General features: G+C 42.2%; 23 protein-coding genes. 10 read left to right on the top strand and 13 right to left on the bottom strand.

From position 1 onward, the window contains the following. Position 1: 1 nt before the first annotated feature. Positions 2 to 868 (bottom strand): AraC family transcriptional regulator, encoded by an 867-nt coding sequence (locus H7F25_RS03690; protein ID WP_103132115.1) that lies wholly within the window; start codon positions 866 to 868, stop codon positions 2 to 4. A gap of 113 nt (positions 869 to 981) precedes the next feature. Here H7F25_RS03690 and H7F25_RS03685 point away from each other — a divergent pair, with 113 nt between their 5' ends. After that, entirely contained in the window at positions 982 to 2358 is a 1377-nt protein-coding gene (locus H7F25_RS03685) for an MATE family efflux transporter (protein ID WP_024425090.1), read from the top strand. A gap of 26 nt (positions 2359 to 2384) precedes the next feature. Here H7F25_RS03685 and H7F25_RS03680 read toward each other — a convergent pair whose 3' ends face one another. The 4 genes from H7F25_RS03680 to asnB all read right to left on the bottom strand — a co-directional run bounded on the left by H7F25_RS03680 (position 2385) and on the right by asnB (position 8195). Then, entirely contained in the window at positions 2385 to 3224 is an 840-nt protein-coding gene (locus H7F25_RS03680) for a phytoene/squalene synthase family protein (protein WP_024425091.1), read from the bottom strand. Beyond that, entirely contained in the window at positions 3217 to 4692 is a 1476-nt protein-coding gene (locus tag H7F25_RS03675) for a phytoene desaturase family protein (protein WP_103132116.1), read from the bottom strand. The genes H7F25_RS03680 and H7F25_RS03675 overlap by 8 nt, the downstream gene beginning before the upstream one ends. Next, positions 4689 to 6206, bottom strand: coding sequence for a phytoene desaturase family protein (locus tag H7F25_RS03670; RefSeq protein WP_041089746.1), 1518 nt, complete (start codon positions 6204 to 6206; stop codon positions 4689 to 4691). Before H7F25_RS03670 ends, H7F25_RS03675 begins: the two co-directional genes overlap by 4 nt. Before the next feature lie 147 nt (positions 6207 to 6353). After that, entirely contained in the window at positions 6354 to 8195 is a 1842-nt protein-coding gene (gene asnB, locus H7F25_RS03665) for an asparagine synthase (glutamine-hydrolyzing) (RefSeq protein WP_073979865.1), read from the bottom strand. A 154-nt stretch (positions 8196 to 8349) separates the two neighbouring features. Here asnB and H7F25_RS03660 point away from each other — a divergent pair, with 154 nt between their 5' ends. Continuing rightward, positions 8350 to 8877: a DUF2777 family protein gene (locus H7F25_RS03660; RefSeq protein WP_185854228.1), complete on the top strand. Its 528-nt coding sequence runs from the start codon at positions 8350 to 8352 to the stop codon at positions 8875 to 8877. A gap of 38 nt (positions 8878 to 8915) precedes the next feature. On the opposite strand, the gene H7F25_RS03655 is transcribed toward H7F25_RS03660, so the two are convergent. The 3 genes from H7F25_RS03655 to cotG form a co-directional block, all read right to left on the bottom strand. Continuing rightward, on the bottom strand, positions 8916 to 9284 hold the full coding sequence (locus H7F25_RS03655) for a YisL family protein (RefSeq protein WP_024426524.1): 369 nt from the start codon (positions 9282 to 9284) through the stop codon (positions 8916 to 8918). 92 nt (positions 9285 to 9376) lie between these two features. Beyond that, a complete protein-coding gene (locus tag H7F25_RS03650; RefSeq protein WP_024426525.1) occupies positions 9377 to 10282 on the bottom strand; it encodes a fumarylacetoacetate hydrolase family protein in 906 nt (301 codons plus the stop codon). 126 nt (positions 10283 to 10408) lie between these two features. Beyond that, on the bottom strand, positions 10409 to 10990 hold the full coding sequence (gene cotG, locus H7F25_RS19495; protein WP_375851397.1) for a spore coat protein CotG: 582 nt from the start codon (positions 10988 to 10990) through the stop codon (positions 10409 to 10411). A 242-nt stretch (positions 10991 to 11232) separates the two neighbouring features. Between cotG and H7F25_RS03640 the strand changes: the two genes are divergently transcribed. The 8 genes from H7F25_RS03640 to H7F25_RS03605 all read left to right on the top strand — a co-directional run bounded on the left by H7F25_RS03640 (position 11233) and on the right by H7F25_RS03605 (position 14696). Beyond that, the gene (locus H7F25_RS03640) at positions 11233 to 12327 is read left to right on the top strand and encodes a CotH kinase family protein (protein WP_185854226.1); all 1095 of its coding nucleotides are present in this window, start codon (positions 11233 to 11235) and stop codon (positions 12325 to 12327) included. 122 nt (positions 12328 to 12449) lie between these two features. Then, positions 12450 to 12611 carry an aspartyl-phosphate phosphatase Spo0E family protein gene (locus H7F25_RS03635; protein WP_029707539.1) on the top strand — a complete coding sequence of 54 codons (162 nt, stop codon included), beginning with the start codon at positions 12450 to 12452 and terminating at the stop codon, positions 12609 to 12611. Positions 12612 to 12736: 125 nt separating this feature from the next. Further along, a complete protein-coding gene (locus H7F25_RS03630) occupies positions 12737 to 12958 on the top strand; it encodes a spore germination protein (RefSeq protein ID WP_024425506.1) in 222 nt (73 codons plus the stop codon). A 14-nt stretch (positions 12959 to 12972) separates the two neighbouring features. Next, the gene (locus tag H7F25_RS03625) at positions 12973 to 13206 is read left to right on the top strand and encodes a spore germination protein GerPB (RefSeq protein ID WP_003210877.1); all 234 of its coding nucleotides are present in this window, start codon (positions 12973 to 12975) and stop codon (positions 13204 to 13206) included. Positions 13207 to 13236: 30 nt separating this feature from the next. Continuing rightward, positions 13237 to 13851 (top strand): spore germination protein GerPC, encoded by a 615-nt coding sequence (locus tag H7F25_RS03620; protein ID WP_185854225.1) that lies wholly within the window; start codon positions 13237 to 13239, stop codon positions 13849 to 13851. Next, entirely contained in the window at positions 13848 to 14024 is a 177-nt protein-coding gene (locus H7F25_RS03615) for a germination protein GerPD (RefSeq protein ID WP_003210893.1), read from the top strand. The genes H7F25_RS03620 and H7F25_RS03615 overlap by 4 nt, the downstream gene beginning before the upstream one ends. Then, the gene (locus H7F25_RS03610; RefSeq protein WP_024425504.1) at positions 14024 to 14455 is read left to right on the top strand and encodes a spore germination protein GerPE; all 432 of its coding nucleotides are present in this window, start codon (positions 14024 to 14026) and stop codon (positions 14453 to 14455) included. Before H7F25_RS03615 ends, H7F25_RS03610 begins: the two co-directional genes overlap by 1 nt. Before the next feature lie 22 nt (positions 14456 to 14477). After that, the gene (locus H7F25_RS03605) at positions 14478 to 14696 is read left to right on the top strand and encodes a spore germination protein (RefSeq protein WP_003211468.1); all 219 of its coding nucleotides are present in this window, start codon (positions 14478 to 14480) and stop codon (positions 14694 to 14696) included. A gap of 47 nt (positions 14697 to 14743) precedes the next feature. On the opposite strand, the gene H7F25_RS03600 is transcribed toward H7F25_RS03605, so the two are convergent. Genes H7F25_RS03600 through addB form a run of 5 tightly spaced genes read right to left on the bottom strand, consistent with a single transcriptional unit; the run spans position 14744 to position 26849 of the window. Beyond that, positions 14744 to 15043, bottom strand: coding sequence for an HNH endonuclease family protein (locus H7F25_RS03600; RefSeq protein ID WP_024425503.1), 300 nt, complete (start codon positions 15041 to 15043; stop codon positions 14744 to 14746). A 20-nt stretch (positions 15044 to 15063) separates the two neighbouring features. Beyond that, positions 15064 to 18459, bottom strand: a complete 3396-nt coding sequence (locus H7F25_RS03595) for an AAA family ATPase (protein WP_185854224.1) — start codon at positions 18457 to 18459, stop codon at positions 15064 to 15066. Continuing rightward, positions 18456 to 19631, bottom strand: coding sequence for an exonuclease subunit SbcD (sbcD, locus tag H7F25_RS03590; RefSeq protein ID WP_024426531.1), 1176 nt, complete (start codon positions 19629 to 19631; stop codon positions 18456 to 18458). The genes H7F25_RS03595 and sbcD overlap by 4 nt, the downstream gene beginning before the upstream one ends. A gap of 26 nt (positions 19632 to 19657) precedes the next feature. Continuing rightward, on the bottom strand, positions 19658 to 23362 hold the full coding sequence (gene addA / locus H7F25_RS03585; protein WP_185854223.1) for a helicase-exonuclease AddAB subunit AddA: 3705 nt from the start codon (positions 23360 to 23362) through the stop codon (positions 19658 to 19660). Further along, positions 23340 to 26849: a helicase-exonuclease AddAB subunit AddB gene (gene addB, locus H7F25_RS03580; RefSeq protein WP_185854222.1), complete on the bottom strand. Its 3510-nt coding sequence runs from the start codon at positions 26847 to 26849 to the stop codon at positions 23340 to 23342. Before addB ends, addA begins: the two co-directional genes overlap by 23 nt. Between the last annotated feature and the right edge of the window lie 151 nt (positions 26850 to 27000).

Raw genomic sequence — 27000 nt, 5'->3', positions numbered from 1 at the left:
TTTACTTTGTCGTTCTTTTTGCTAGATGACGGTACTCAATCGGCGTCATGCCTTCATTTTGTCGAAACAGCTTAGAAAAATAAGTAGGGTCGTCAATACCTACATGCTCTGCAATGGCTGCGATTTTTTCATTTGTTGAGGCGAGCATGCTTTTAGCTTTTTCGATCTTGAGACGATGGCTGTACTGGTTTGGCGTCAATCCATACACCGTCTGCATACACCTTGTCATGTAGTCAGGATGATAGTGCAGCTTCTCTGCAAGCTGCTCCATGTGAAATTTCTCCATAAAGTGATGCTCAAGAAAGTGAACCACTTCTGATGCGACAGTCTCCTTTGCACTTGGAATATGGAATGCTTCCTTTTGCAGATGAATGAGCAGTTCCTCAAATACAAGCTGTTTTTTCAGCGGAAGTTCAGATGCATCATGATTTAGTGCGCTCATCACTGAAAGGTGTTTTTCTAACACACTTCGTCCCTTCACTTTTCCTAAACGAGGCAGGCTAAATTCATATGTTGCCGGCTTTTCGAAGGTGGCTTGGTTTTGTTTCATATCAATCCAGTGTTCTCTCGGCCGGTTCGTCAGCTCAAACCGATCAATTGAGAAATGAAGCCACTCATAGTGGGTATCCTCTTCACATGGCAGATGTCCGCCATGAGACAAGCCCGGTGAGAGAATCATATATTCACCTTCTTTTACGTGAAAAGCCTCCTCGTCCTCTGTCATCCATAGTTCACCTTTTGTGACATAGAGAAGATCAAATACAGTGAAGGTTCTTGAGATATGTCTTTCTCCTTGGTGAAATATCCCTTTACCTGAAGCTATATAAATAGGAAACGGCGGTACAGTAAATGTAATAAATCGATTCATATTCATCCCCTTATGAAGTCGTATTTCTCCAATAAGTTTCGGTTTCATCTCTTCTTATTATAGTCTATGCAAGGTACACTATAAATCGGATTTATACGAAAGGGGGCTATGTGATGAAATCTCAAACCCTGTCATATGAAAAGGTTCAAGCCAAAGATGAGAAAACGCACCCTTCATTATTTGCATTAACTTGGCCTATTTTTATCGAAATCTCTTTATATATGCTCATGGGAAGCGCTGATACACTTATGCTCAGCCAATACTCTGATAACAGTGTAGCCGCAGTAGGTGTAAGCAACCAGCTCCTGAATTTATTAATTGTCATGTTCAGCTTCATTACAACAGGAACGACCATTGTGATTGCGCAGCTTCTAGGAGCTGACCGCAAGCAGGAAGCGACTCAAGTCGCCTATGTCTCACTAGGGACCAACTTCTTGATCAGCTTTTTCATTAGTCTCCTCATGTTTATGTTAGCTGTTCCAATTCTGAACATGATGGGCTTATCAAGTGAACTCATGCCGGATGCGGCGGTCTTTTTACAAATTGTCGGGCTGCTTTCTTTTATTCAAGCACTTATTATGACGTATAGTGCTATTTTAAAAAGCTACGGATATACAAGAGACACGATGTATGTCACCATCGGAATGAATTTGCTAAACGTTGCCGGCAATTATTTGGTCATTTTTGGTCCGTTTGGTTTTCCGGTATTAGGTGTCATGGGTGTTGCCTTTTCAACCTCGCTTGCTCGATTGATCGGATTGATGGCGATGATTCTCATTGTCCGCCGCCGAATTGGATTGCGCTTTTCGCTTAAGAGCATGTTTCACATCCAGCGGACTCATTTAAAAAGGCTGCTGAAAATTGGCATTCCTTCTGCTGGAGAGCAGCTTTCTTATAACGGCTCTCAAATGATCATTACACTGTTTATTACATTTATGGGGACGCAGGCTTTAGCAGCAAAGGTCTACACTCAAAATTTGATGATGTTTATTATGTTATTTGGTGCAGCGATTAGCCAAGGCACACAGATTTTAATCGGGCGCCATATTGGGGCGAAAGAATTCGATGCGGCCTACCGCAGATGTATGAAAAGCTTATACTGGGCTATTGCGATCTCTCTTCTTTCTTCCACTGCTTTATCTTTATCATCGACGCATTTGCTTACGTTTTTCACTAGCAATCATGAAATCATTCAAATCGCCGCCACACTTCTCCTATTGACGATCATTTTAGAGCCGGGACGCTCTTTTAATATGGTCATTATTAATTCATTGCGGGCTGCTGGTGACGCGAAGTTTCCAGTGTATATGGCGATGATTTCAATGTGGGGAATTGGGCTTCCGATCGCTTATTTGTTAGGCATTCAATTTGAAATGGGTCTCATCGGAGTTTGGATTTCTTTTATCGTGGATGAATGGGTCAGAGGCATCTTCATGTATAGGCGCTGGCGTTCCAGAGTATGGACGGAGTATCGTTTTTCTTCCACATAAAAAGGACTGCGGGTGCAGTCCTTTTTTTATCTAATATCTTCTAAAATAAGTGCTTTTTCCTGTTTTGAAATAAATGCTCGCTCTGTAAAGACGCGATATTCGTTTTCTCTTGTTTTATCTAAAATGGCTTTATAAAAGTGGGCTGCTGCTTTCACCGGCATACGTGAATATAGGGGGAATTCATGAAGATGGTCAAAAAACTCCTCGTAGTATGCCTCTGCCTCAAAGGCAATGTACTCCCAGACGTGCTGGAAGGCTTGATTGACAATCCCTTCCTGCAATTCTTGCTCTGTGTACCCGAATTGATCCATCACCTGCTTTGGCAAATAAATGCGGTCTCTTTCAGCCTGATCTTCCCCAATATCTCGAAGAATGTTGGTTAGCTGCATAGCGATCCCTAACGAAATGGCTGCTTCTTTTAGCTGCTCTTTTTTACGTGGTGCAATAATGGGAAGGAGCATGAGTCCAACGGTACTAGCAACATGATAGGAATAGATGAGCAGTTCATCTAACGTTTCGTATCGCTGCTGCTCTAAATCCATCTCCTGTCCTTGGAGCAGGTCACGAAACGGGGCTTCATCCATCCGAAACTCTTGAAATGTATGCTCTAGCGCCACCCATATCGGATCATTCCGGTCTACCTCACCTTGTAAAAATCGATCAAACGTCTCCCGAAAGGATGCAAGGTCCTCTTGTGGCGTAGGCGACTCATCTACAATGTCATCTGCTCTCCGGCAAAAAGAATACACGGCCCAGACGGCCTGTCTTTTCTTTTTAGGCAGCATGGAAAAGGCCCGGTAAAACGTTTTGGAATGGGTTTGAATGGTTTCCTCACACACTTTTAATGCTGTTTGTACATCAACCACTTAGCTTCACTTCCTTTCTATCATTCAAATCTTTTAGTAGTACAGAAGCCATGAGCTTCGCACTTTGCATCACGATCGGCACTCCTCCGCCCGGATGGATGGAAGCACCTGCCGCATAAAGATTGTCTGTCTCACTGACCTTCACTTGCGGGCGGAAGACACCTGATTGAAACAAATTAGGCGCAAGTCCAAAGCTGCCGCCTTCAAACAATCCTTCTCGCAAGGAATCATTTGGTGTTCTGACCTTTTTCCAAACAATCGACTCTCGCAATCTCGGAAAGCCTCTTTTCTCAAGGACATCCACCATGTTCTCGACAAACTCTGGCTCCTCTTCCCAGTTGATATGATCACCTGAAGGAACGGGAACGAGCATGTATAAAACACTACAGCCAGCTGGGGCAAGAGATGGATCAATGATCGATGGATTAAATGTATAAAACGACGGGTCTTGAGGAATCGTTTTCGTTTGAAAAACCTCTTTCATATGCTGATCAAAGTGTTCTCCCATAAAAAATTGATGAACAGGTGCTTCATGATACATCTTGTTTAACCCAAGATACACCATCACACAGCCAGAGGACGGCACGTATTTCCGGCGATCTTGTTCGTATAAACCAAACTGTTTTAACGCAGCTGGATAATCTCCATTGATCACAAATGCATCAGCGGCTACATGTTCATCATTCACCTTTGCTTTGACTGCCCGTTTTCCCTCAAACATCAATTGCGTGACTTCTTCATTTTTTCTTACATGCACACCCATTTTGATGAGCTGCCCTTCCAATATATCTACTAAACTTGCATAACCGCCTTTTAAATAGTAAATACCATGTGCATGCTCACTATATGAAACAAGCGAATAAATGGCCGATGCTTCATACGGGTTTCCCCCAACATAGAGAGTTTGAAGTGCGTATGCATCTCGCAGGCGTTCGTCTGAGAAATATTTTTTCAGAGCGCTTTGTACCGTTCGATACGCCTTTAATTTCATTAAAATCTTCATATTGGCTTTTGTAAAAAATGTACGTTTTTCGTGAAATGATTTTTCTAGAAAAGCTTTCTGCCCTTCTTGAAACCGATCCGTCATTTCTTCCATAAACCTCTGGAACCCTTGATCTTCCTTTGGAAATACACGTCTGATTTCATCTAGCTGACGACGTGCATCAGAGTATTTCGTATAGGAGGTTCCATCTTGATATTGAATGGTATACAGCGGATCAAGCTGCAACAGATCAAGAGATGAATCGTCAATTCCTACCTCATGTAAAATGCCTTTTAACATGTCAGGAAGTAGGACAATGGTCGGACCTTCATCTACTTTATATCCTTTCTCACGTACAAATGCAAGTCTCCCGCCAAGCCGTTCATTTTTTTCGACAAGGGTGACATCATGTCCCGCTTTTTTTAAATAAAGCGCTGAGATCATTCCGCCAATACCACCGCCAGCAATCAATATATGTTGTTTCATGAGGCGCTCCCCTTTTCTTGATGCCGCATTGTTTTGTGTGAATGTTTCTCTTTTGAAAGAATGGCATTTGTCGTGATACGCGCTGATTCTAAAATGGTTGGCAGCCCGCTTCCTGGATGTGTGCCTCCTCCAACGAGCCAGCAGTGCTTTAATTCATCAAATTCATTGTGCGGCCTTAGGACCATCATCTGCGTGAGCTGGTGGCCAAGGTTAAATGTAGCTCCTTCATATACGTAAAGGTCTTCCTCCCATTGTGTCGGTGTGATCATCCTCTCAACTTCTATATGCTGCCTCACATTTTGAAAGCCGGTTTTCCGCTCCAATGTATCCAACACAAGCTCTCTAAATTCATCTTGATGCGTTTCCCAGTCAATACCGCTTTGGTTATTGGCAACTGGAGCCAGCACATAAAGAGCTGATTTTCCTTTTGGAGCAAGTGAGTCATCGGTTACACTTGCATTTTGAATATAAATAGACGGATCATCTGGCAGCTCATATGTTTTCGTAATGCCTTTGACGAATCTAGCATAATCATCGGAAAAAACAATGGTATGATGCGGCTCATCGTACATGGTATCCAATCCTAAATAGAGCATAAAGGTAGAGCATGAGAATTTTTTCTTTTTTAGTTTTTTCTCACTGTATTTCTTTAAAAGACCTGGCTCGACAAGCCTTGTCATCACATGTGCAAAGTCTCCATTGACGACAACCTCATCTGCCTGTATTTCTTCCCCAGATTCTAAACGAATGCCTTTTACTTTCCTTCCCTCCGTGAGCAGCTTTTCAACGCCAGCTGACAGATGAATCGCTGCTCCAGCTTCAACCGCCGCCTTTGCCATCGCTTCTGACAGCTGATTGACACCGCCTTTCGGATGGAAAACACCTGAGTCATGTTCCATAAACGAAAGGATCGAGAACGCACCAGGGCATTCCCACGGCGACATTCCTAAGTACTTTGATTGAAATGTAAAGGCATATTTTACTGATTCATTCGAGAAATAGTCTGACAGTACATCATACAAACTTTTATTTAGAGAAAGCTGTGGAAGTGCTTTAATCACCTTCGGACGAAGGTAATGATGAAAGCGATCCATTTTACTTTGTAAAATTGGTGTCAGACGATCCATTTTGCGCTTTGTATCCTTCATAAACCTTAAATACCCTTCGCCCTCACCCGGTGCAAAGGCTTCTAATCGTTTGTACATTTCATCACGATCTCGAATCATATCCAGCTGATTGTCTTGAAATATTAATCTATACATCTCTTTTAATTCAATCACATCAATATAGTCATAAAGATTTTTACCAGCAAAGGTGAACAGCTCCTCTGCAATATGAATCATGCTGAGAAAGGTAGGACCTGTATCAAACGTGAAATCACCAAGTTGAAACTTAGCGTTACGCCCGCCAACAAAGGGCTGTTTTTCGTATACATGAACATCATGTCCTTTGCTTTGAAGCATCATAGCTGCCGCAAGTCCCCCTGGTCCCGCTCCGATCACAATGATTTTCATTATCCTTTTTCCTCCAAATTAATTCACTTTAAGTTAATTATACAAATTAGAAAGACTAGATCAACTTTTGATGTGCTCAAAAAGTCTTATGTTATGTATCAAAAAAGCCGGCTTCCTTTCAACAAGTGCAAGAAAGCCGACCCTGTATTACGCTTCTATATCAATTCGATACGTTTCAAACCAATGATGAATCTGTGCTAGATGGGCAATCAACTGCGGGCCCTTCATGAGCTGGCCATACCATGGCACATGAAAGGAAGCTCCTTCCGTTTCAATCAGCTGCTTTAATTGATGCGGATCTAAAAATTCGTGAAGTACAGAATCTTTTTGCGCGAGACAGTTTGTTAGCATCTCTTTCACAGCCTGAGTATAGGCTGGATGATGTGTTTTCGGGTAAGGACTCTTCTTTCGATAAAGCACTTCATTCGGTAAAATTCCCTCTAATGCTTTTCGTAAAACCCCTTTTTCACGATTTCCATGCATTTTCATTTCCCAAGGAATATTCCACACATATTCGACAAGGCGATGATCTGCAAATGGCACACGCACCTCAAGACTAGCACCCATACTCATTCGATCTTTTCGATCAAGCAATGTTGTCATAAACCAGATCATATTTAAGTAAAAAAGTTCTCTCCGGGCTTTATCGACTCCAGTTTCTCCATCTAAAAGAGGCGTTTCGGCCACCGTTTCTTCATATTTGCTTTGTGCATATTCCTTAAGTGACAGCTTTTTTTGCCAAGAGTCTTGCAGGAGCTGCGTTCTTGCTTCTGTCGATCTCATCCAAGGGAAACTATTTGTTTCATTTGCCATGTGAAACCAAGGATAGCCGCCAAAAATCTCATCAGCACACTCACCTGATAAACCAACAACGAAATCCTTTTTAATTTCTCGGCAAAACCAAAGTAAGGAAGAATCAATATCTGCCATACCCGGTAAGTCTCGAACCTCAACCGCTTCCTTCAGATACGAAGCAAGCTCTTTTTGTCCAATGACACAGCTGTGATGATTCGTTTGAAACGCTTTGGTCATTCGATCAATCCAAGGACCGTCAGCATTAGGCTGGAATTGATTTGCCTCAAAGAATTGATCGTTTCCTTCGTAGTCAATAGAATACGTATGAAGCGGTGCTTTCCCTATTTTCTCAAAATGCTTAGCGGCAATGGCAGTAATGGCACTAGAATCAACGCCCCCAGATAAAAATGTACATACAGGCACATCAGAGACGAGCTGTCTTGTCACGGCATCTGTAAAGAGATGCTTAATGTGCTGTGCGGTGTCATCAAGTGAGTCGGTATGCTGCTTGCTTTTGACATTCCAGTATCTCCACACGCGCAGACCACCTTTTGAAAAGGTCAAGGCATGTGCAGGTCTCAGCTCTTTTATCCCTTTAAACACTCCTTGACCTGGTGTTCTTGACGGCCCTAAGCCAAATATCTCCGACAGCCCTTCATGATCGACTTTTGCTTTGATATCAGGGTGAGCAAGAAGTGCTTTGATCTCTGAACCAAATAAGAAGGAATGATGACGTTCTGTATAGAAAAATGGCTTAACGCCAAGCCGGTCTCTCCCTGCAAATAACAACTCACGCTCACTATCCCAGATCACAAATGCAAAAATGCCATTAAAATGGGAGACACACTCTTCCTTCCATTCTGTATAGGCATGAAGAAGAACTTCTGTATCAGAATGCCCTAGAAAGCGGTGCCCCCTTTTTAACAATTCTTTTCTTATATCCTCCGTGTTATAGAGCTCTCCATTGTATACAATCGTATAAGCATGGTTTTGATGTGTATATGTCATCGGCTGCTTTCCGCCTTCTACATCCACCACCGCTAACCTTTTATGCCCAAAAAGAACGTGCTCACTTTTCCATGTATTTGTATCATCTGGCCCTCTTTTAGATAATGTATCTGTCATTTGATTGATTACATGATCCTGTTGGATGAGCTGCTTTTTAAAGTCTGCCCAGCCTGTAATTCCACACATCATCATCAGCTCCCATCCGTTTTTCCTCAAGTGTTCTCATTCAGCCTTTCTTAGTTTATGCATCGTCTCCTTGATAGTTGATTTGTCCTTTTTTCTCGGCGTATAGGACAGGCTTGATTTGGTAAGAAAAGAAAGAGGAAAGGAGCTTCTGCAAATGGAGAATCGAATGAAGCAGCTTGAACGCTGCAGCAGAAGATGGTGTAATGGGTATTTGCTCATTGAAAACGGGCATTGCCTGATTGAAGATGATGAAGGAGAGATCATGCTGCCAGAAAGTCTTCAAAGCACAATGATCTGTTTGAAGGAAAATGACCAATGGACAAAAGGGGAATTGCTCGGTTCTATGATTCTTCATGAAAACGGGCAGCTAATAGAAGTACAGGGAGGAGAAAACATTCAATATACGGCGTCTCTTGCCAAAGGCTGGCTTGATCTTCTCATGTTCGTACCGGAAAACGTTTTTGATCACATCCTTGACCAGATAGAGCATCTTGGTTTTTCCGTCTATGATTGTGTTTTCTCTTCCTTTCATTCATTGCAGCGCGTCTCTTTCTTTCAGTTTTCGGCAGATACGCAATCACTTGCACTTCAATGTCACTATGAGCCAGCCGCCAGTCACATTCGTTTTGAATGGACCACTTCAGACGGACAACGGATCGTTTCACAATTTGATGCCACATAAAAAGGACACTGCTTCGTATAAGCAATGTCCTTTTTATATTAAAAGATATGGAAACCGATCGGCAGACGTAAACCGAGAAGAATGGTCACAATCGCAAATACGATAAAACCAATCAACACACCAGTCACCGATTTTCCTTTTTTCTTGCGCACTAGGACCATTTCCATGAAACCGATCACGAGGATACCAAGAATCATTTTTCCAATATACTCGCCCCCGTAACCTGGAATTTTCATTCCTGTGCGAACATACAGCTCTACGCCTGTTGCAATGATGATCAAGTAGAATAAACGAACGATCATGTGCACAATTTTAGCGCCTTTGTCATTTTTACCTGCTAGAGCAAAGGCTACGAAGAATAAAATAATCCCCAGCACCCATGCTGTGATATGTAAATGTGTTCCCATTTGTAATTTCCCCCTTTATCAGAACAAGTACCTTCTCATCGTACCACGAAATAAGTCGAACACAAAGCGACAATCCTGTGTCATCACGCGCTTTATTTGACGTGATTTGTCAGCGTTCCAATCGGTTCAATCGTGATGTCAATTCGATCTCCAGAAGCTAAAAACTTAGGCGGTTCAAAGCCCTTCCCTACCCCAGAAGGTGTACCTGTTGCAATGATGTCACCCGCTTCTAATGTCATCCCTTTTGAAAGAGTGGAGACAATGTCCTCAACAGTGAAGATCATTAATTCCGTACTGGCAGACTGACGAACCTCTCCGTTTACCTTTGTTTCCACATGGAGCGCACCATGATCCTCGATCATTGACTTATGAACGATATAAGGTCCTATCGGGCAGGTTGTATCTAAGCTTTTGCCAATGAAAAATTGTTTATGTTTTTTCTGCAAATCTCTTGCCGTCACATCATTTAAAATGGTGTAACCGAATAGATAATCTTGGACCTCTTCAGGAGCAATGTTTTTCCCTGATTTGCCCATCACGATGGCAAGCTCTCCTTCATAATCCAATTCATTTGTCACATCTTCATGAAGGAGAATGTCCGCTTCGTGTCCAATGACAGAAGTAGGTGCCTTTGTAAAAATCATCACGTCTTTAGGAATATCCGCCGCACTTCCCATCTCCATCACATGATCTTGATAATTCTTTCCGACACACATGATGTTTTTAGACGGCTTTGGAATCGGGGCATGGAGTTTCACGTCCGAAAGCGGATATACATAAGAACCGCGGTCTTCTTCTTTTTTCTCAGCCCAATCAAGAAGCTGCCCTACATGTTCAACAAACTTGTCCCCCATTTTAATACACTCAGATAAAGAGTTTGGCAGTGTCTCAAGCTCAAATAATTTGGCTTCTGCCTTTTTGACGTCCATTACCCATTCATCATCAATGACTACCCCGATAAACATGCTGCTATGTATCTCACCTGTAAAAAACTTCATGTCTTCCCCTCACAATCTTCATTTCGCTAAGTTATGATGTCTCATTTTATTTCTCTATGAAATAAAAAAAACCCTTTTTTATCATACTCTCTTTTAAAAAGGGTTTCAAAAATGATGATTGAATGCCTAGCGGAAACGGCGGTATTCCCACATATTCCCTTGATCCCATTTACGCTCAACATTTCCTCTATTTCGGGAACGATGCGTTTTCTTTCCACATCTTCGGCAAGAGCGGCTGCGTTTATGGTGATGAGAACGTTTAGATCGATGGCTGCGGCGAGATTTGCGGCTCTTCTTATTGTGGGATCTATATTTGCTGCGATGTGACTTGCGGCAGCTTTTCTTATGATGAGATCTGCGTTTACTGCGGTGTGATTTGCGGCAGCTTTTCTTATGATGAGATCTGCATTTGCTGCGGTGTGACTTTTTCGGTTCACTCTTTTTGCTTCTGTAAGATTTTTTGCTTTTACATGACTTTTTGCTCTTCATGCTTTTCTTCGAACGATAGCTTTTCTTAGAGCGATAACTTTTCTTTGAACGATAGCTTCTGTAGCTTTTTTTACTGCGGCGTGATTTACGGTGTCCACCACCGCCAAAGAACCAATGACCGCGACTTGAATGACGAGAACGAGCTGACTTGTGCGAACGTCTCGATTCTGGTTCACGATCTAAGTGATGATCACGTCCCTCACTTCGAAGTGAAGCCACTGCATGTTCAATGTGTGAATGATCAAATGTACTCACGAACAATTCCCCTCCCAGTCTATGCTTCGACAAAACAAACAGACAAAGCTGTTTATCTTCTCTGCTTTATGTTACGAGACTCGGTAGACAAGTGTTCGTGACGAATGCCTCTTTCCTTTAAAACTCCATGAATACCTACCAGCCGGTACAGGACATTCCTTCACTTTCATATCGTAAAGAAGAGCATATAGGAGGCTGATGAACGTATGAACACAGAACCTTTAAAACAACTTGATATGTGGATTCATCCAAAGGACCTGATTGAATTAAAAAGAGACATTTGGAACGATGAACCTGTTGAAGCTATTCTAAAAACAGGCCAAACCAAATCACATATTTATGCTTCATACCGCGGATCACACATTAGAAAGCTTAAGAAAAAGTCCTATCAAATTGAATATCGAAAGCCGAAACAAAGACAAGGCGAATCGATCTTTCATTTAAATGCAGAGTACAATGACCCTTCGTTTATCCGAAACAGGCTGTCCTTTTATTTCTTTGAGCAGATGGGGGTGCTAAGTCCAGCCGCTTCTCATGTGTTTCTCACCATAAACGGAAGAAAAGAAGGCATTTATTTGAAAATAGAATCCGTCGATGAGTTTTTTCTTCAAAAACGGCAGCTTTCAGGAGGCGGCATTTATTATGCGGTTGATGATGACGCGAACTTCTCCCTTTTGAGTTCTTTTGATAAAAAACCAAAAAAGCACCTTCTTCTCGGATACGAGAAAAAAACGGGGACTTCTCAACATGATCAGCAGCTAAGTGAATTTATTTACTTTCTCAACACAGCGAAAGATGACACTTTTGCAGAAAAAATTGAACAATACCTAGATGTGACACAATATTTCCGCTGGCTCATCGGTGTGGTATGCACACAAAACTTTGATGGTTTTGTTCATAACTACGCTCTTTATGTAAATGAACAAGGGAGGTTTCAAGTACTTCCTTGGGATTATGATGCAACATGGGGTCGTGACATTCATGGAGAAGAAATGCCGTTTGATTATATCCCAGTAAACGGCTTTAATACATTAACTGCTAGATTACTAGATATCCCTTCGTTTAAAAGAGCCTATTACACACTTTTCCAGCATGTACTCGATACACATTTTGTAGAAGACCAGCTCTGCCCAATCATCGAGAAATGGCATAAATCGATTGAGGATCGAATTGGAGATGATCCATATACGAAAGATCGAAAAGACATCTTGCAGTCTGAAAGAGACTTAATTCGGCAGTATATCAACAAAAGACGACGCTATTTACAGACTGAGATCAAAAAAGAGATATTTGGTACGTAAAAACACTTTCGAATTTTGTCACTTTATTACTCATATTGACGAAACAGCTTTTTTTATAGAAAAATAGGGTATACTAACCATATCCTTCTATTTGATAAAAAATGTGAGAGTTGGCGTCCGTTATGATCAATTATGAAATTGAACAAAAAAGATTACATTTAATTGAGACTGCGAAAAAATTCGGGATGAATGCCGAAGAAACGATCAGGTGCAGTCAAGAGCTTGACACACTCTTAAATAAAGGCATCAAATCCACCTCTAAAGATTGCTCAAAAAAAGGGTAAGCCATACATCTAATTCCTCTCATCAAAAGCTTTCAAAAAGACAATCACACATTAAAAGACCCATCATAAGCTATGGTGAAACGCCCAAAACAAGTGCCCTAATTTTATAAAGGATGTGCACCGCTATGCCGGCTATTGTGGGAGCCTTTAAAGTAAATGCCGTCGGAACGAGCGGAGTCGTTCATGTTGGAGACTGCATCACCATTTCTCCAAATAGTCAGGTTAAAACGTTTGCTGGCGCAGGCAGTTTTAATACAGGTGATCAATTACAAATTAGCAACTACAAAAGTGTGACAAATACGTACGACAGTGATGTCATTGATCAACCGCTTGTTGGTAACTTGTAAGGAGTGAGGAACCGTTGAACTTCTATATTAATCAAGCGATACAAATTAATTATTTACGTGTAGAGTCTGTGAGTAACTCCTCTGTTCTGCAAATTGGGAGTGCTGGATCCATCAAGGCCCTTTCCAACCTGTATAACACGGGAAGCTATGTAGAAGCAGCGCCTGCCGCAGCAGGTACACAAGGAATTGAAGAATCTCAAGGCGCAAGCACAGCACCTTTTGTACCGCTTCAGTCACCAACAACTTAAGCCATCTGCAATCCCCGGAGGTGTATGTAAATGTATGATTATCAGAGCAACGCTTCACAAGTATATGGCATCATTCAAAAACACTCGCAACAAATCATGATGCTTGAAAAAAGGCTTAACGAGCTTCAGCAGGAAATACAAATGATCAAAGATAAACCGACAACGAATATTGAACGGATCGATTATCAATTTGATCAACTGAAAATCGAACGGCTGGAAGGAACGCTGAATATCGGCCTCAATCCATCTGATCCAAACAGTGTTCAAAACTTTGAAGTGGGCCAAACAACAACCCCGGGAATTGGAATGATGCAGCAAGAAATGGCTGGTCAATTTTTCAATCAAACACGGCAGCTTGTCGATGCATTTTTAAATGAAGAAGCACCAGAACTTCTTGAAGAACTAGAACAGCGATACGAAGGGTCCCTCGATGAAAGCAACAAACACCATATCATTGAGGATATTCGCAAGCAAATTGACAGCAGGATCAAATACTATGCGGGACAGCTGCCACACCGGGAAGATATGACACCGCTGCAGCGTTCAGAGCAAATTGCTGAATATGTGAAGCATGATGTAAAGCGGGCGATTGAGCACTTTTTAACCCATATTCCAAGTGAAACGAAAGGAGAGGAAAACGGATGAATTTCACAGTTGTCAACCGCAACATCGAGACTGGAAGCATTAAAGTAGTCGGGGTATCGTCTTCTTCCCTGTTTATCATCGGGGACACAGACCATGTACAATTATCCTCGATTTTCGATACTCCGCCAGAATCACTGATTATTGGCCCGTTTGTTCCTCTGGCGCCTCGATAATGATCAAGCGCACATCTCAAGTAAAGTTCTCAAAGGTGAATTCTGTCGGGATTTCGAGTGTGGTTCAAATTGGTGATACTCAGGAGCTATGCCCGAAAGTCAAGGTATTAGCTGTTCAACGAACCATTAGTTTGTTTTATGGCTATGAAGCAGAAAATTTAGATGCGAAAGAATTTGAAGTGTATTATGAGCCCATTCCTTTGATGCTGCCAGAGCGATCAGTGAGAACGGCATTTTACCATGAAAAGCCTGTGATTAAAGTGTCTTCAATCCATGTAGAAGGGGTATCATCGTCCTCTGTCTATCAAATCGGCTCTACTTGTAGAATGAATGGCGTTGCGCGAGTGAAGCATATTAGAGAGCTGTTTAGCAATGATGAAAGTCCGCAAAACTCACAAATGGACCTACCTGCGCATATGATGGTGATATGACTTCGAATAAAGGATGTCGATTATGCCAGCAATTGTCGGACCCATTTACATTAACTCTATTTCTGGAGGCGTCGTAAACGTCGGTGACTCATTCTACCTGTCGCCTAAAAGTTCGTCAAAATCTGCTTTAGGCTCTGGAGCGGGGAATACCGGAGATTTCTTGATATTAAATAATGGCATTAGCGCCACCAACTATGTGGATCCTGACTTAAATGATCAGAATATGGTAGGCAATGCATAAAGCAGCTCCTCTACATCCATTTCAAATAGAGGAGCGCTTTTTTATGCTTATTTCTTTCTGCGCTGTCTCGATTTTTTTGTTTTGACCAGCTTGCTTGCCGGCTGTTTCCGAATCCATTTGATGTACGAAGCAAGCTTTTCATCCTGCCTCAGCGCATCAATTGTGTTCAAACGTGCGGCAAGCTCCTGGTTTGTATAGAGGGCATGTACTTGTTTATGACAAGGGATGCATAGGTAGGCAGTCGGTAAAAAAGCCCCGCCTTCTTCTCTTGGGGTTAAGTGATGTTCTGTAAGCAGGACATCTTGTCTTCCGCACATCTCACATAATCCAATTGTTTGCTTTGCCACCCGTGTCATCACCTCAATATTTACATTAATTCCATTGAGACTGTTGTCCCTTTCCCGCTTGGATCTGCCGGATGGACAATTAGTTTTTTCGGCAGCCGCATTTTCAATTCTTCCACATGGCTGATGACACCAACAGCTAAGTTTTGAGACTGTAATTTCTCTAATGCAGTAATCACTGTATCAAGCAAGTCTTGATCAAGGGTACCAAAGCCTTCATCAAGGAAAAAGAATTGCAGCGGGAACTCACCTCTCAGCTGAATCTGCGCTGAAAGAGCTAGCGCAAGCGCAAGCGACGTCAGGAAGGTTTCCCCGCCGGACAAGCTGGACACTGGACGTCTGACACCGCCATTCGCATCATCACGCATGACAAAACCGCCTTCTGAATCAACCTCAATCGCATACCTTTGTCTTGTCAAAATACCAAGACGGGCAGATGCATCACGACTGACACTTTCCAGCTGTTCTTCTGCTAAAAACTCAACAAATGTATTTCCTTTAAACACGGTTTGCAGCTTATCGAGCCGATCAATTTCTTGCTGCAGCTCCGCCAAGCGTTCATGAATACTTGCAAATCGCTGGTGATTTTCTTCCATTACACGCAGATGTTCATATGCAGAGCCGCTCATCACTGTTGCTTCTTCCAATGCCTTTTCTGCCGCTTCTTTCCTCAGTTGAATGTCAGTCCATTGCTTTTCATCTAGTGACTCATCTTTCAGCAGTTCAGAAATTCGCTTTAAGTTTGCGGCACATTGCTTTCTTTTATCCTCAAATTCGTCAATTTCTTGTTTAACAGATTGACGTACTGATTGATCCATGAAAACAGATTCAATCTCTTGAGGCTTATCAAAAGGAGAAGACTCCGATTCTTTAGTCCATGCTTCACTTGCTTCTTGTTTTCTCCGGTCAGCCTCTTGAAGCTGACGCTCACAGCTTGAAAAATGACTTTGTGCTTCACTAAAGAGCTCCTGTGCTTGCTGTAATTGCTTGTACGATTGCTGTTCCAGTTCATTGAGACGAGCAAGCGTGTGTTCAACCTCGATCAATTCATCAGAAATGGAGACAGCTTTCAATGGATATCTCCCTAAATCTGTTTCATATTGATGAATGAGCTGCTGCTGGCTTTCTAGCTGATGCGCTAGTTTATCAAGTTCCTTCTCTACATCGTATATGGCTGTTTGCAGCTGTTCTTTTGCCTGCTGTTTTTCTTCCAAAAATGAAATACTTTTCTCAATACGCTCTTTATAGCCTTCCGCTTGCTGGTCCTTTTCGTCGATCTGCTTTTGCATCTCTTGTACTTGATGCAATGTAAAGTGCGGGAAGGCCTGTTCAAATTGAGACGTTTGCTCTGCAAGCTCAGATTGAAGCTCCTTGATCAGCCCGTCTAATTCTTCGATACGCTGCTGATCAAATGTCATTTGATCTTTCGTCTTGCTTATCTCTGCTGCTTGATCATATGTTTCATCCATTAAACGAGCTCGTTTACGTTCAACTTCTTGAATATCTTGTTTCAAGCCTTTCCATTCTTGCATGAGATACTGCAAGGACTCCGGCTTTTGCACTGCTTCTACTGCTGCTGCAACTTCCGCACCTGGAGCTTTCTGAGATAAAAAGGCAAACTGCTTTACTAATTGATTGGCGTGCGTTTCCAATAGCTGCTTGGCAGCATACATGTCTCTTGTATATTCCTCTGCCTGCTTGAGCTCTATGTCCATCCGTTGAATCACTTCATCGATTTGTGCCACTGTTTCTTCATGGTCATTGTTTTCCAGTGCCTTTGGGTCATGATGAATCGATCCACAAACAGGACATGGCTCACCATCTACGAGCTCTGCCGCTAATTCTTTTCTTAATTCTGCCGCCCTAACAGCATCACGCTGTTTTAATTTTTCGAGCTTCTGACTTTGTTCTCTTTTACTCCATTCTGTAAAAGCCCGTTCAAATTCACATACATAGAAATAGAGCTGTTCAATCGCTTGAAACGATTGGTCTATTTTTTCATGATGGTCTTTTTGCTGTTTTTGAAGCTTTTCATATGCTGCTGCGGTCTGTGTTGATCGCTTTTTGAGATCCTCCATCTTTTGTTCTTCCTTGTGTATGCTTTGGTGTATTCTTTGAATATTTTCGCTTAAACGCAAAGCATCCTGTACACTTTTCCGTTCTTTTACAGAGACTTGTAATTGCTCCAGCTCACGCTTCAGCTGTGTTTGTTTTGCCAGTGCACGTTCTAACAAAGATTGGAGATTGTCTGCTTCTTCTTTTTTTTGTAATAATTGCTGCGCTGTATCGTTTTTTCGCTGTTCGATTGCCGTCTTTTCCTGAAGAGCCGCCTCTTTTTTTCGTTCAATTTCCTTTAGCTGAAGCAGCTGCTCTTTCTTTTGAAGAAGTTCTGGCTCAGTTTCTATTTTCTTTTGCCTTGCTTGCTCATAGTTCTGTGTCATTTGATCATAGATCGTTCGTTGATGCAGTAGCTGATTTTCTGCTTCCTGCTTCTCTTTTAATGCTTGAGAAAGCTGATTTTCAGCCTTTGTTAATGCATCCGCATAAGGCTTTAATGCCTCTGCCTGCTCAGCAATATGAAGCTTGGCCTTTTTCTCTTCCATTGATGGTGCCAGTTGATTCAGATGGTTTAGTTCCGTCTCATAAGCTTCTCGTTCCTTTTGATACTGCCAAATTGTTTGCGCCTTTGTAAAAGCAGTGAACGCTTCATCCCGCGCTTGTTTTTTCTCATGAAAAATAGCCTTTGCCTGCTCAGCCGCTTCCCTTGCCTTTGCGAGCGCCTCTGGGCCAGCTTCTCCTAAGCCATTCAGCTCAGCAAGCAGTTCATTTTTTTGTCCATACTGATTCTGCGCCTTTGCGCGCAAACGTTTAACGAGCTGATCCCCATACTTCTCTAGGTTAAACAAACGCTGAAGCATTTGTCGTCTATCGGCTCCTTTTAAAGAAAGGAATTCTGCAAACTTCCCTTGGGGCAAGACAACCGCACGCGTAAAATCATCAATGGTTAACCCGAGTAATTCTTCTATTTTACGATTGACCTCACTCGCTTTATCTGCAAGAACTGTCTGCGTATCCCCAATTTCAATCAGACGGCATAGTGTCGTTCTGACTTTCATTTCATCTGCCCGCTTGAAAGCACGTTCGACTTTATAAGAAATGTGGTGTTCCTTTTGTAAAGCGAACGTAAAGGAAACTGACAGCTTCTCTTCCGCTTGGTTCAAAATACCATGTGTATTATTTAACGCACGTTCCACTTTGCCATAGAGTGCCAGTGTCATTGCGTCTAATATGGACGACTTTCCGCTTCCTGTCGGTCCAAAAATGCCAAACACACCTGCATCACATAATGAGCTAAAGTCAATTGTTTGTTCTTCTCTGAAGCTATGAAGTCCTTTAATGGTTAGCGTAATCGGCTTCAAGTCGCTTCCTCCTCTTGCATTTCATTGGCGAGCTCCAAAAACAGCTTGACTGTTTTTTCATCAGGAAGACCGCCGCCTGTCTGGCGCTCATAAAATTTCACGAACCGCTCTTCGATTGAGAGCTTTTCGGCTTGCTTTTGTTCTTCCATTTGCTGAAGTTCTTTAAATTTCGGTCTAATATGGACAAACCCGCTATGCTGCTTTCGGAGCTGATGAATCTCTTCTATGGAGAGCTGATCTGTTAAATGAATCTCTAAATCAATCCATGCCTGAAGATCCCGTTTTTCATCCAGCCACTCGTGTACTTGGCTCAATCCTTCAGTTGCCTTCCATTTCACAAGTGGTTTTCCGCTTGATAACAACACTTCTTTCCAGCTTGCTTTTTCATTAGGTTTTGCCTCTACAATCGTGACTGATTTGGCATATCCTGATTCAGAAAAGCTGTAAGCAAGAGGTGACCCGGAATAGCGGGCAGTCGTTTTGGCACGTTTGATGGTTTGCGGGCGGTGCAAATGACCAAGGGCCACATAGCAGGCTGCTTCTGGCAGACTTTCAGCCGCAACGGTATATGCACCGCCTACTTCAATCGGTCTTTCTGAATCTGTTTGACTTCCTCCTGCCACATAAATATGGCTTGTTGCGATATTGACCGTATCGGCTTGAAATTGAGCGCTTAAATGTTGGAACGCTTGCTGTATTTTTAAATTGTAATGATCACGAAGCAACTTCTCTTCAAATGTTTCAGCCAGTACCTCATTTAGTCTCGCTTCAGACGGATAAGCGAGTGCTGCAATGGATAAACGTTCACTCGAAGAAGGAACATCGACGCGGATGATGTCATTTGTCGGATATCCAATTAAATGAATCCCCTGATCATTTGTTAAAGGCGATGCGGCAGATAGTCGATCCGGATTATCATGGTTGCCTGAGATGACCACGACCTGACGTTTTCCTTTATCAGATAAGGCGGATAGACTTTCATAAAAAAGCTGTTCTGCTCTAGCAGGCGGATTCACTGTATCAAAGGCGTCTCCAGCCATGACAATGACATCAATGTGTTCGTCTTTTACGATTTGATACAGCTCATCTAAAAACTGCGCTTGCTCATCAAGCCGGCTCCGGCCTTCAAGGGTTTTTCCTAAATGCCAATCTGCCGTATGCAAAATCCTCATGTGATTCACCTCTCATTCCGATACATTTATAATGAAATTTCTAAATTCCCATCAAAGAAATAAAGAATTTTCTCCTCTAATGTTCTGTTTGTTAAACGTTCTACCGCTTGTGCATACAACGCTATTTGAGTTTCATAGCGCTTTTTCAAAATAGGTACAGCTGCTTCAAGACCGCCTGTATATCTGCCTTGCACTCTATCTGTTTTATAATCTAGTAAATATAGTTTTCCATCCGTTTCAAATAAACAGTCAATCATCCCTTGAATTAGGACAGGCTCCCCCTCTGCATCAATATGGCTGTATACCTCTTTAACAGGTAACACCATACTAAATGACACTTCTCGTTTCACCCAGTCCGCTTTCAGCAGCTTTTGACCAATAGAAGTATAGAAAAAAGCGGAAATTCCTTCTTGATCAATTGACTGAACTTGCTCATTTGTTAGCAAGTCTCGCTGCTGTAAGGAATCGAGCAGCTGATGTATACGGGTTTCATCGAGGGGCTCGTCAGAAGAAAGCGGAATATGCTGCATGACTGTATGCATTGCGGTGCCTTGCTCTGCGGCAGTGAGTGCTTTTTTCTTCATGAAAGCCGGCCGGTCATACAACGTTGCATGAGCTCTTCTAAGAGAAGAAGGAACACTGTACTCATCCTGTATTTCTTTCATTCTCTTTATCTCTGAAACAGAATGCTTTGTCCCGACTTGTGAGGCCGCTAGATACGGGTATCTCCATGAAAGTCTCTCTGCTACTTTCTCATCAGCATCACCATATCCTTCAACAGGTAAGCCGTCCATCAATGCTTGTACCACCTCATCTTGCTGCTTCTTTTCAAGTGACATATCTTCTTTTAGAAGATCGGAAGCTTGAGTAAATGAGATTGTGAATGCTGATGGGTGCGAAAGAACAACATCACCTGTTTCTTCTAAAATAGATGACATTGCTTGGTGACGGATGAGAGCAGAACCAATAAAATCTAAGTATGTTTTCGATTGATAACGTTCAAAATCAGGGAGGAGCCAGTCCTCTCCGGTTGCAGCATTTTGCCATTTGCTTAATGCCTTCACCTGATTTTTGACAGAGCCGACAAGAAATAATTTTTCCTTAGCCCTTGTGAGCGCTACATATAGAACTCTCAGCTCTTCAGATAATAGCTCTTTCCTCATCTTTTTTTTCATCGCAACAAGCGGTAATGTTGCATAACTAATTCTCAGCTCTGGATGAATATATTTGCTTCCAAAGCCTAATTCTTTATCAAGTAAGTAGGACTGGTTTAAGTCCATCATATTAAAGTTTCTGCCGAGTCCTGCGGTAAAGACGACTGGAAATTCTAATCCTTTACTGCTGTGGATCGTCATCATGCGAACAACGTCCTCTGTTTCACTGAACGTTTTTGCCGCCCCAAGATCATCTCCACGCTCCTGCATTCTTTCGATAAAGCGAAGAAAACGGAACAGCCCTCTAAAAGCAGCTTTTTCATACTGCTTCGCTCGATCATAAAGAGCACGGAGATTCGCTTGTCTCTGTTTGCCTCCAGGCATCCCGCCGACGTAATCTAGATACTGCGTATCGCGGTATACTTCCCAAATCAATTCCGCTACTGAATGATTCATAGAGAAATCACGCCACTTACGCAGCAACCTGAAAAATCGTTCTAGTTTTTTGCATGTAGGGTGATCTGAATGAGTCACACTCATAAATGCTTTCACAGCATCATAATAGGTGCCTTTTTTATCACTCGTGCGGATCAGTGCCATTTCATTTTCGTCTAAATGAACAATTGGTGATCTTAATACAGCTGCAAGCGGGATATCTTGATATGGATTATCAATGACTTTTAACAAAGAAAGAATCACAGACACCTCTGTTGCTTCAAAATAACCAGAGGAAAGATTCGCATACACAGGGATTCCCTGCTTCTTCAATTCCTCCATCATTTGCGGTGCCCACGGCATGGAGCGAAGCAAAATCACAATGTCCCGATACTGCAAGTTACGGGTCATTTGCTGTTTTGAATCATACACTTGAAATGGCTGCTCCACTAATTGTCTTATTTTTTTAGCAATGACTCTCGCTTCAAGCTGTACGGTTTCTAGCTCTTCTCGTTCTTCGTCAGTTTCTGCTTCCTGTTGATCTAAATGTACAAGAAGCATTTCTGTCGTTGTATCTTCGCTTTCTGGATAACTCGCTCCAAGCTTTAATTCAGCTTGTTCATCATATTCAATTTCTCCAACTGTTTCCCCCATCAGCTGTTTGAACAAAAAGTTCGTACTGTCTAACACATCTGAACGGCTGCGGAAGTTTTTATTTAAATCAATTCTCTTCCCTGTTTCTTTGCCGTCTGGTGTAAATTGTTTATATTTGTTTAAAAAGAGCATGGGCTCAGCCAGTCTAAAACGATATATGGACTGCTTTACATCACCAACCATAAACAGGTTGCCCTCTGCAGCATGTTCCCCTTTAGATACAAGCTTTAAAATCGTTTCTTGCACAAGGTTTGTATCTTGATATTCATCAACGAGTACTTCTTCAAACTGTTGTTGATAGTACTTGGCCGCTTCTGTTTCGATCAAATTTCCTTCCGCGTCCTGCTCTGCTAAAATGCGTAAGCAATAATGCTCTAAATCCGAAAAATCCACGATTGATTTTTCTTGCTTCGCTCTTTCGAAACGCTGTCCAAATTGGATGACAAGCTCCACAAGTGTCTCGACCACCGGCTTCATTTCAGCTAAGCTTTTCAAATGCTGGGCCGGACTGCGCATAAAGTATTCATCTTTAAGCTTTTCTAATTGTTTTTTTGCTTGATTGCGTGCATCTGTGGCTTTTTCTAACAGCACAGGGTCATATTCGTCCCCTTTACATGTTTTGAGCCTTTTAAAATTGATGTTTGGCAAAAGCTCGTAAAGCTTCTCAAAATCATCTTGGTGCCTGATTAATTCATTGACTTGCTCTAAATCATCTATAAAATTTTCTGCTCTCGGTGCTGGGCCGCCCGGTTCTTTTGATAGGGCGAGAGCTCGTTCGAGCAGTTCCAGACAGCTTCGAAAAACGAGAGAAAGGTCCTCTTTGATATATGGGTAAAACGGTAATTGTTCTACTTTTGTTTGAGCATCTACATCATAAAGAGAAAGGAATGCCCTCATCCATTGCTCTGGTGAAGGGTGAGATCTGGAAAACTCATAAATTCTCTTTACAAGCCATTGCAAGTCTAAATCATGACGATCAGAAGTGTAGCGATCAACCAGTTCAAAGAACGCTGGCTTTCCAGCCTTATATTCGTCCTCAAACAGTTCATCTAACACTTCATCTCCTAATAATTCTCCTTCTGTTTGATCAGCCAAACGAAAGCCTGGATCTAGGTCAATCTCATAGTAAAAGGTGCGCAAAACCTGCAAGCAAAAGGAGTGCAGGGTGGAAATATTGGCACGATTCATGAGCGACAGCTGTCTTCTCATATGAAGGGACCCGGGGTTTTTGGCTAATTCCTTTTCAAGTGCTTCTGTGATCCGATGCTTCATCTCTGCCGCAGATGCATTTGTGAAAGTCACAACGAGCAGACGATCCACATCAACTGGATCTTCAGGACGGGTCATTTTTCGAATCAGCCGTTCAACCAAAACAGCTGTTTTACCTGACCCTGCCGCCGCCGCAACAAGAATATCTTGTCCTTCTGAAACGATGGCTTCCCACTGGTCATCCGTCCAAGTACTGTTATTCGGTTTTGGTATTTGCATACTGATCCCCTTCTTTTTTGATCCGGTCTATCACAACATCATCCTTTTCAGATGAAAGCACTCTAAATTCATTATCCTCTATCGATTCATCAAATTGGCAAATAGACTTAAATGAACAAAAGCGGCATGGTGTTTGATCCTTCAATTTATATGGATTAATGGCTACTTCGCCATTTGTAATTCTTTCGCCTGCCTCTTCAAACGTGCGCCGAACATGCTGTGTGAGTATATGGAAATGATCTTCACTTAAAACAGCAGAGTCAGAACGGAAGGACCCATCTTTTTTCAAGCCGGCTTGAATGACTTGTGATCTTCCTGATTCAAGCGTTTGATCCATTAGCTTTACCGCTTCTACATCTTCAAGCAATAGACCTTTCATTTTAAATTTCTTGAATATTTCCTGTTCAATTTCATCCTCTGCAAGCGGAATCGGTGCTTGAATGAGCGGATCATGAATATGGAAATATAAAATGCCAGCTGGTGTTGCTTCTACACCGAGCCACTCCTTCGAATACGTAATGGTCAGATCTAAGTATGTGAGCATTTGCAAGGCCAGCCCATAGTATACTTCTGCTAGATCAAGACCTTTCTCACTCGATTTGTAGTCGACGATTCTCAACAGCAGCCCTTTTGAACCTTCTGCTTTATCCACCCGGTCAATTCTTCCGACAAGCTCCATCGTGCAGCCATTTTTCAATTGAAAAGTAAACGGTGGAAGTGGTCCTTGGCCGCCAAAGCCTAACTCAAGCCCGACGGGAGAAAATCCACTCACTCTTGCATGCTCACTTAATATAGAAGAGACTCGAATCAAGATTTTCTGGAGCTTTTCTTTAATATAAGCATGCCGATTAGAGCTTAATAGGATTTCCTTTTGAAGACGCGGAGCAAGCTGTTCGATTGCATGTCTTGAATAGTTGACACAGTCATCCTTCGTTAGGTTTTTCCAATCCTTTTTTTGTTCAACAAGCGTATCTGAAATATGCTTTAAGGCCGAGTGAAACAGCTGGCCGATATCGGGTGCTTCCAATTTATAAAATTGCCGGTCCTTTAGTTTTAACCCGTGGGAAGCAAAGTGAGAAAATGCACACGCATTGAATTTCTCCATTCTTGAAACACTGCCTTGAATGTGATCACCGTAAAGTTCTTTTGTGACGTTTGGTTTTAAGCGTTTCGCTCGATTTGTAAAAAACAAACTCGACAAGATGTTTTTTGATACATCCCGATGAGATGACGTCATCAAATAATTATAGACACTCCACCATACACCACTAATGGGATATTGGTTGAGCCATTGCTGCAGCTGCGAGACAGTATACGATAACGAGACATGCTCATTCGCTACAAATTTTAATTGCTCCTTGTCATCCAGCTGTTCCGGGTCTAACACATACAAAGCATGCTCATGATTTGGCATAAGCTCCTGACAATACTTGATAAGAGTCGAAGGCAATAGAGAGCGCCCCTCTTCATCTGACACTGAATAAGACAGATACAAATGATGAGATGGACTCGACAGCGCCTGGTAAATTAAAAATTGCTCATCTAGCAGCCGTTCCTTTCCTGTCTCTGCCAGCTCTGCTCCTGCTCGCTTTAACCATTCCCTGTCATCCTCAGACAATACACTTTCGTCAGAAGGGCGTGCGGGAATAACGCCATCATTTACCCCAATGATAAACATACACTTCACTTGATACATTCTAGATAAATCCATACTTCCGATAAATACTTGGTCGAGTGAAGGCGGAATTAAAGCGAATTTTAAAGAAGCCAATCCTGTATCCATCATCTGTTGGAATAAAGGAAATGAGAGCTCCTCCTCACCGAGCATTTCAACAAATTCATCCATTAATTGAATAACAGCATCCCATACTTGTCCATGCTGCATGGCTTCAGCTAATCTCCCTGCTTCTTCAGCTTCCAGCCTAGCCTTTTCAAGTTTATCCGGCACTTGTATTTCCTCTAAAAAGACATAGACTGCCTCTACCATGTCTTTTACCTTTTGCGCTTTTTTCAGCCTTTTTTGCAATTGGAAAAGCGGAGGTGCGATCCATTCCTTTACATCATTCAGCATCTGTTCCATTTCAATTTCTTGATCTGTTTGTCCAAAATCCTCATCTAAGGATTGGAACCGCCTGTAATGGAAACGGGAGCCGTTTGTCCAGCGTTCTCCTTTTACACCATAAGCAATACAGTAGTTTTCAAGCTGATCTGCCTGTTCTCTCGCTTTGTTTCTGGCAAGTTCGAGCGGAAATAAGAACTCTGTCTTCACGCATCGAAACACGGCCTCATACCGCCAGTTTCCTTTTATGACATCCAAGCTCGAACGAATCAATTCAATGAGCGGATGATACTGCATCGATTCATTTCCATCAATAAAAAAAGGAATATCGTAATCTCGAAAAACCTCTTTTAACGTATCTTTATAGTCGTCTACATGCCGCGCTACAATCGAAATATCTCGCAGTCTAAGTCCTTCTTCTCTCAATAAATGAAGAATTTCTCTCGCTACTCCCTCAATTTCAGCTCGTTTACTCGCACTTTTAGATACTGTGAGATGAGGAGTGACTTCCTGATATGGCTGCACCGGTCTCTGCTCATATTGCCGTTCTAAATAAGCAAGATCCGGCGTATGAAGATGACGTTTATTTCTCTCCAAAATGTGCTCAGAAATGGCCGCTCCGCACTCTTTGGCAAGTTGATAGAGCTGGAAATACGTTTTACCTGTCATACGAAATAAATCAAGTTCATTTGGCTGCTTATCATGATAGGAACGATCCACTGTGAAAGCAGCCGTTATTTTCTCAGCATGCAGCAGAAGCTGTTCAATGACGAGGAGCTGCTGTGGTGTAAATTGATAAAAACCATCTATATAAATGTGTGCTCCTTTTATTTCTTCAGATAAAGGAATTTGCTGCGTGAGAAGTGTCAAATAGTCTTCTGAGTGCACATATTCATCTTGTAAATGCTGCTCCATCTGCTGATAAAGAACATGCAGATCATGCAATTTCTCGGCTGCCCGTCTTTCTTCTGTATACTCTGAATGCATGCTCGATAATGAAATTTTTTCAATATCCTCCGGCAGCATGCAGTATCTCTTGAACTCAGCCATCGTCTTTTCGATTTGCTCCACAAACCCCGGCTTATCACTCGCTTTTTTGAATACCTTAAACTTTTCTTTCTCCTCTTCAATCACTTTTCTTAAAAGCATTTGAATTCCTGTGCTTGTCACAAATTGCCGGTTCGCTCCGCCAGTCTGCTGTAAAATAGACCAAGCAAGACGCGTGAAACTAAATACTTTTGCCCTGATCATCCCGCCAGCTTCAGACGTTTTTGCAAGCTCGTATTCCATTAAGAATGTCATTTGATCCGGGACTAAAAAAATGATTGGCGGACCCAACGGATCAAGCCGAAGCTGTTCTTTGATTTCCTCTAAGATTGCAGTCGTTTTTCCACTCCCCGATCTGCCTGCTAAAAACTGAATCTCCACGCTCCACAACACCTTTCTTATGTACTCATATTCTAGCGAAAATAAAAGTAAATAGCTATTTTCCCCTTCTCCTTCCTAAAAAGATATAGGCACCTTTCCTTACTCTTCTCATATCATAAACCATCATGAACTCAAAGGAGGCTGGCAATAT

The sequence above is a fragment of the Bacillus sp. PAMC28571 genome, from assembly GCF_014250435.1.
GTDB classification, from domain to species: domain Bacteria; phylum Bacillota; class Bacilli; order Bacillales; family Bacillaceae; genus Bacillus; species Bacillus safensis.
This window is presented reverse-complemented; position numbering and strand designations above follow the sequence as displayed.

Bases quoted from the DNA above. Each gene is read 5' to 3' on its own strand.
- H7F25_RS03690 (WP_103132115.1), bottom strand. From the start codon at position 868: ATGAATCGATTTATTACATTTACTGTACCGCCGTTTCCTATTTATATA.
- H7F25_RS03685 (WP_024425090.1), top strand. From the start codon at position 982: ATGAAATCTCAAACCCTGTCATATGAAAAGGTTCAAGCCAAAGATGAG.
- H7F25_RS03675 (WP_103132116.1), bottom strand. From the start codon at position 4,692: ATGAAACAACATATATTGATTGCTGGCGGTGGTATTGGCGGAATGATC.
- H7F25_RS03670 (WP_041089746.1), bottom strand. From the start codon at position 6,206: ATGAAAATCATTGTGATCGGAGCGGGACCAGGGGGACTTGCGGCAGCT.
- asnB (WP_073979865.1), bottom strand. From the start codon at position 8,195: ATGTGTGGAATTACAGGCTGGGCAGACTTTAAAAAGCAGCTCATCCAA.
- H7F25_RS03660 (WP_185854228.1), top strand. From the start codon at position 8,350: ATGGAGAATCGAATGAAGCAGCTTGAACGCTGCAGCAGAAGATGGTGT.
- H7F25_RS03655 (WP_024426524.1), bottom strand. From the start codon at position 9,284: ATGGGAACACATTTACATATCACAGCATGGGTGCTGGGGATTATTTTA.
- H7F25_RS03650 (WP_024426525.1), bottom strand. From the start codon at position 10,282: ATGAAGTTTTTTACAGGTGAGATACATAGCAGCATGTTTATCGGGGTA.
- H7F25_RS03640 (WP_185854226.1), top strand. From the start codon at position 11,233: ATGAACACAGAACCTTTAAAACAACTTGATATGTGGATTCATCCAAAG.
- H7F25_RS03635 (WP_029707539.1), top strand. From the start codon at position 12,450: ATGATCAATTATGAAATTGAACAAAAAAGATTACATTTAATTGAGACT.
- H7F25_RS03630 (WP_024425506.1), top strand. From the start codon at position 12,737: ATGCCGGCTATTGTGGGAGCCTTTAAAGTAAATGCCGTCGGAACGAGC.
- H7F25_RS03620 (WP_185854225.1), top strand. From the start codon at position 13,237: ATGTATGATTATCAGAGCAACGCTTCACAAGTATATGGCATCATTCAA.
- H7F25_RS03615 (WP_003210893.1), top strand. From the start codon at position 13,848: ATGAATTTCACAGTTGTCAACCGCAACATCGAGACTGGAAGCATTAAA.
- H7F25_RS03610 (WP_024425504.1), top strand. From the start codon at position 14,024: ATGATCAAGCGCACATCTCAAGTAAAGTTCTCAAAGGTGAATTCTGTC.
- H7F25_RS03605 (WP_003211468.1), top strand. From the start codon at position 14,478: ATGCCAGCAATTGTCGGACCCATTTACATTAACTCTATTTCTGGAGGC.
- sbcD (WP_024426531.1), bottom strand. From the start codon at position 19,631: ATGAGGATTTTGCATACGGCAGATTGGCATTTAGGAAAAACCCTTGAA.
- addA (WP_185854223.1), bottom strand. From the start codon at position 23,362: ATGCAAATACCAAAACCGAATAACAGTACTTGGACGGATGACCAGTGG.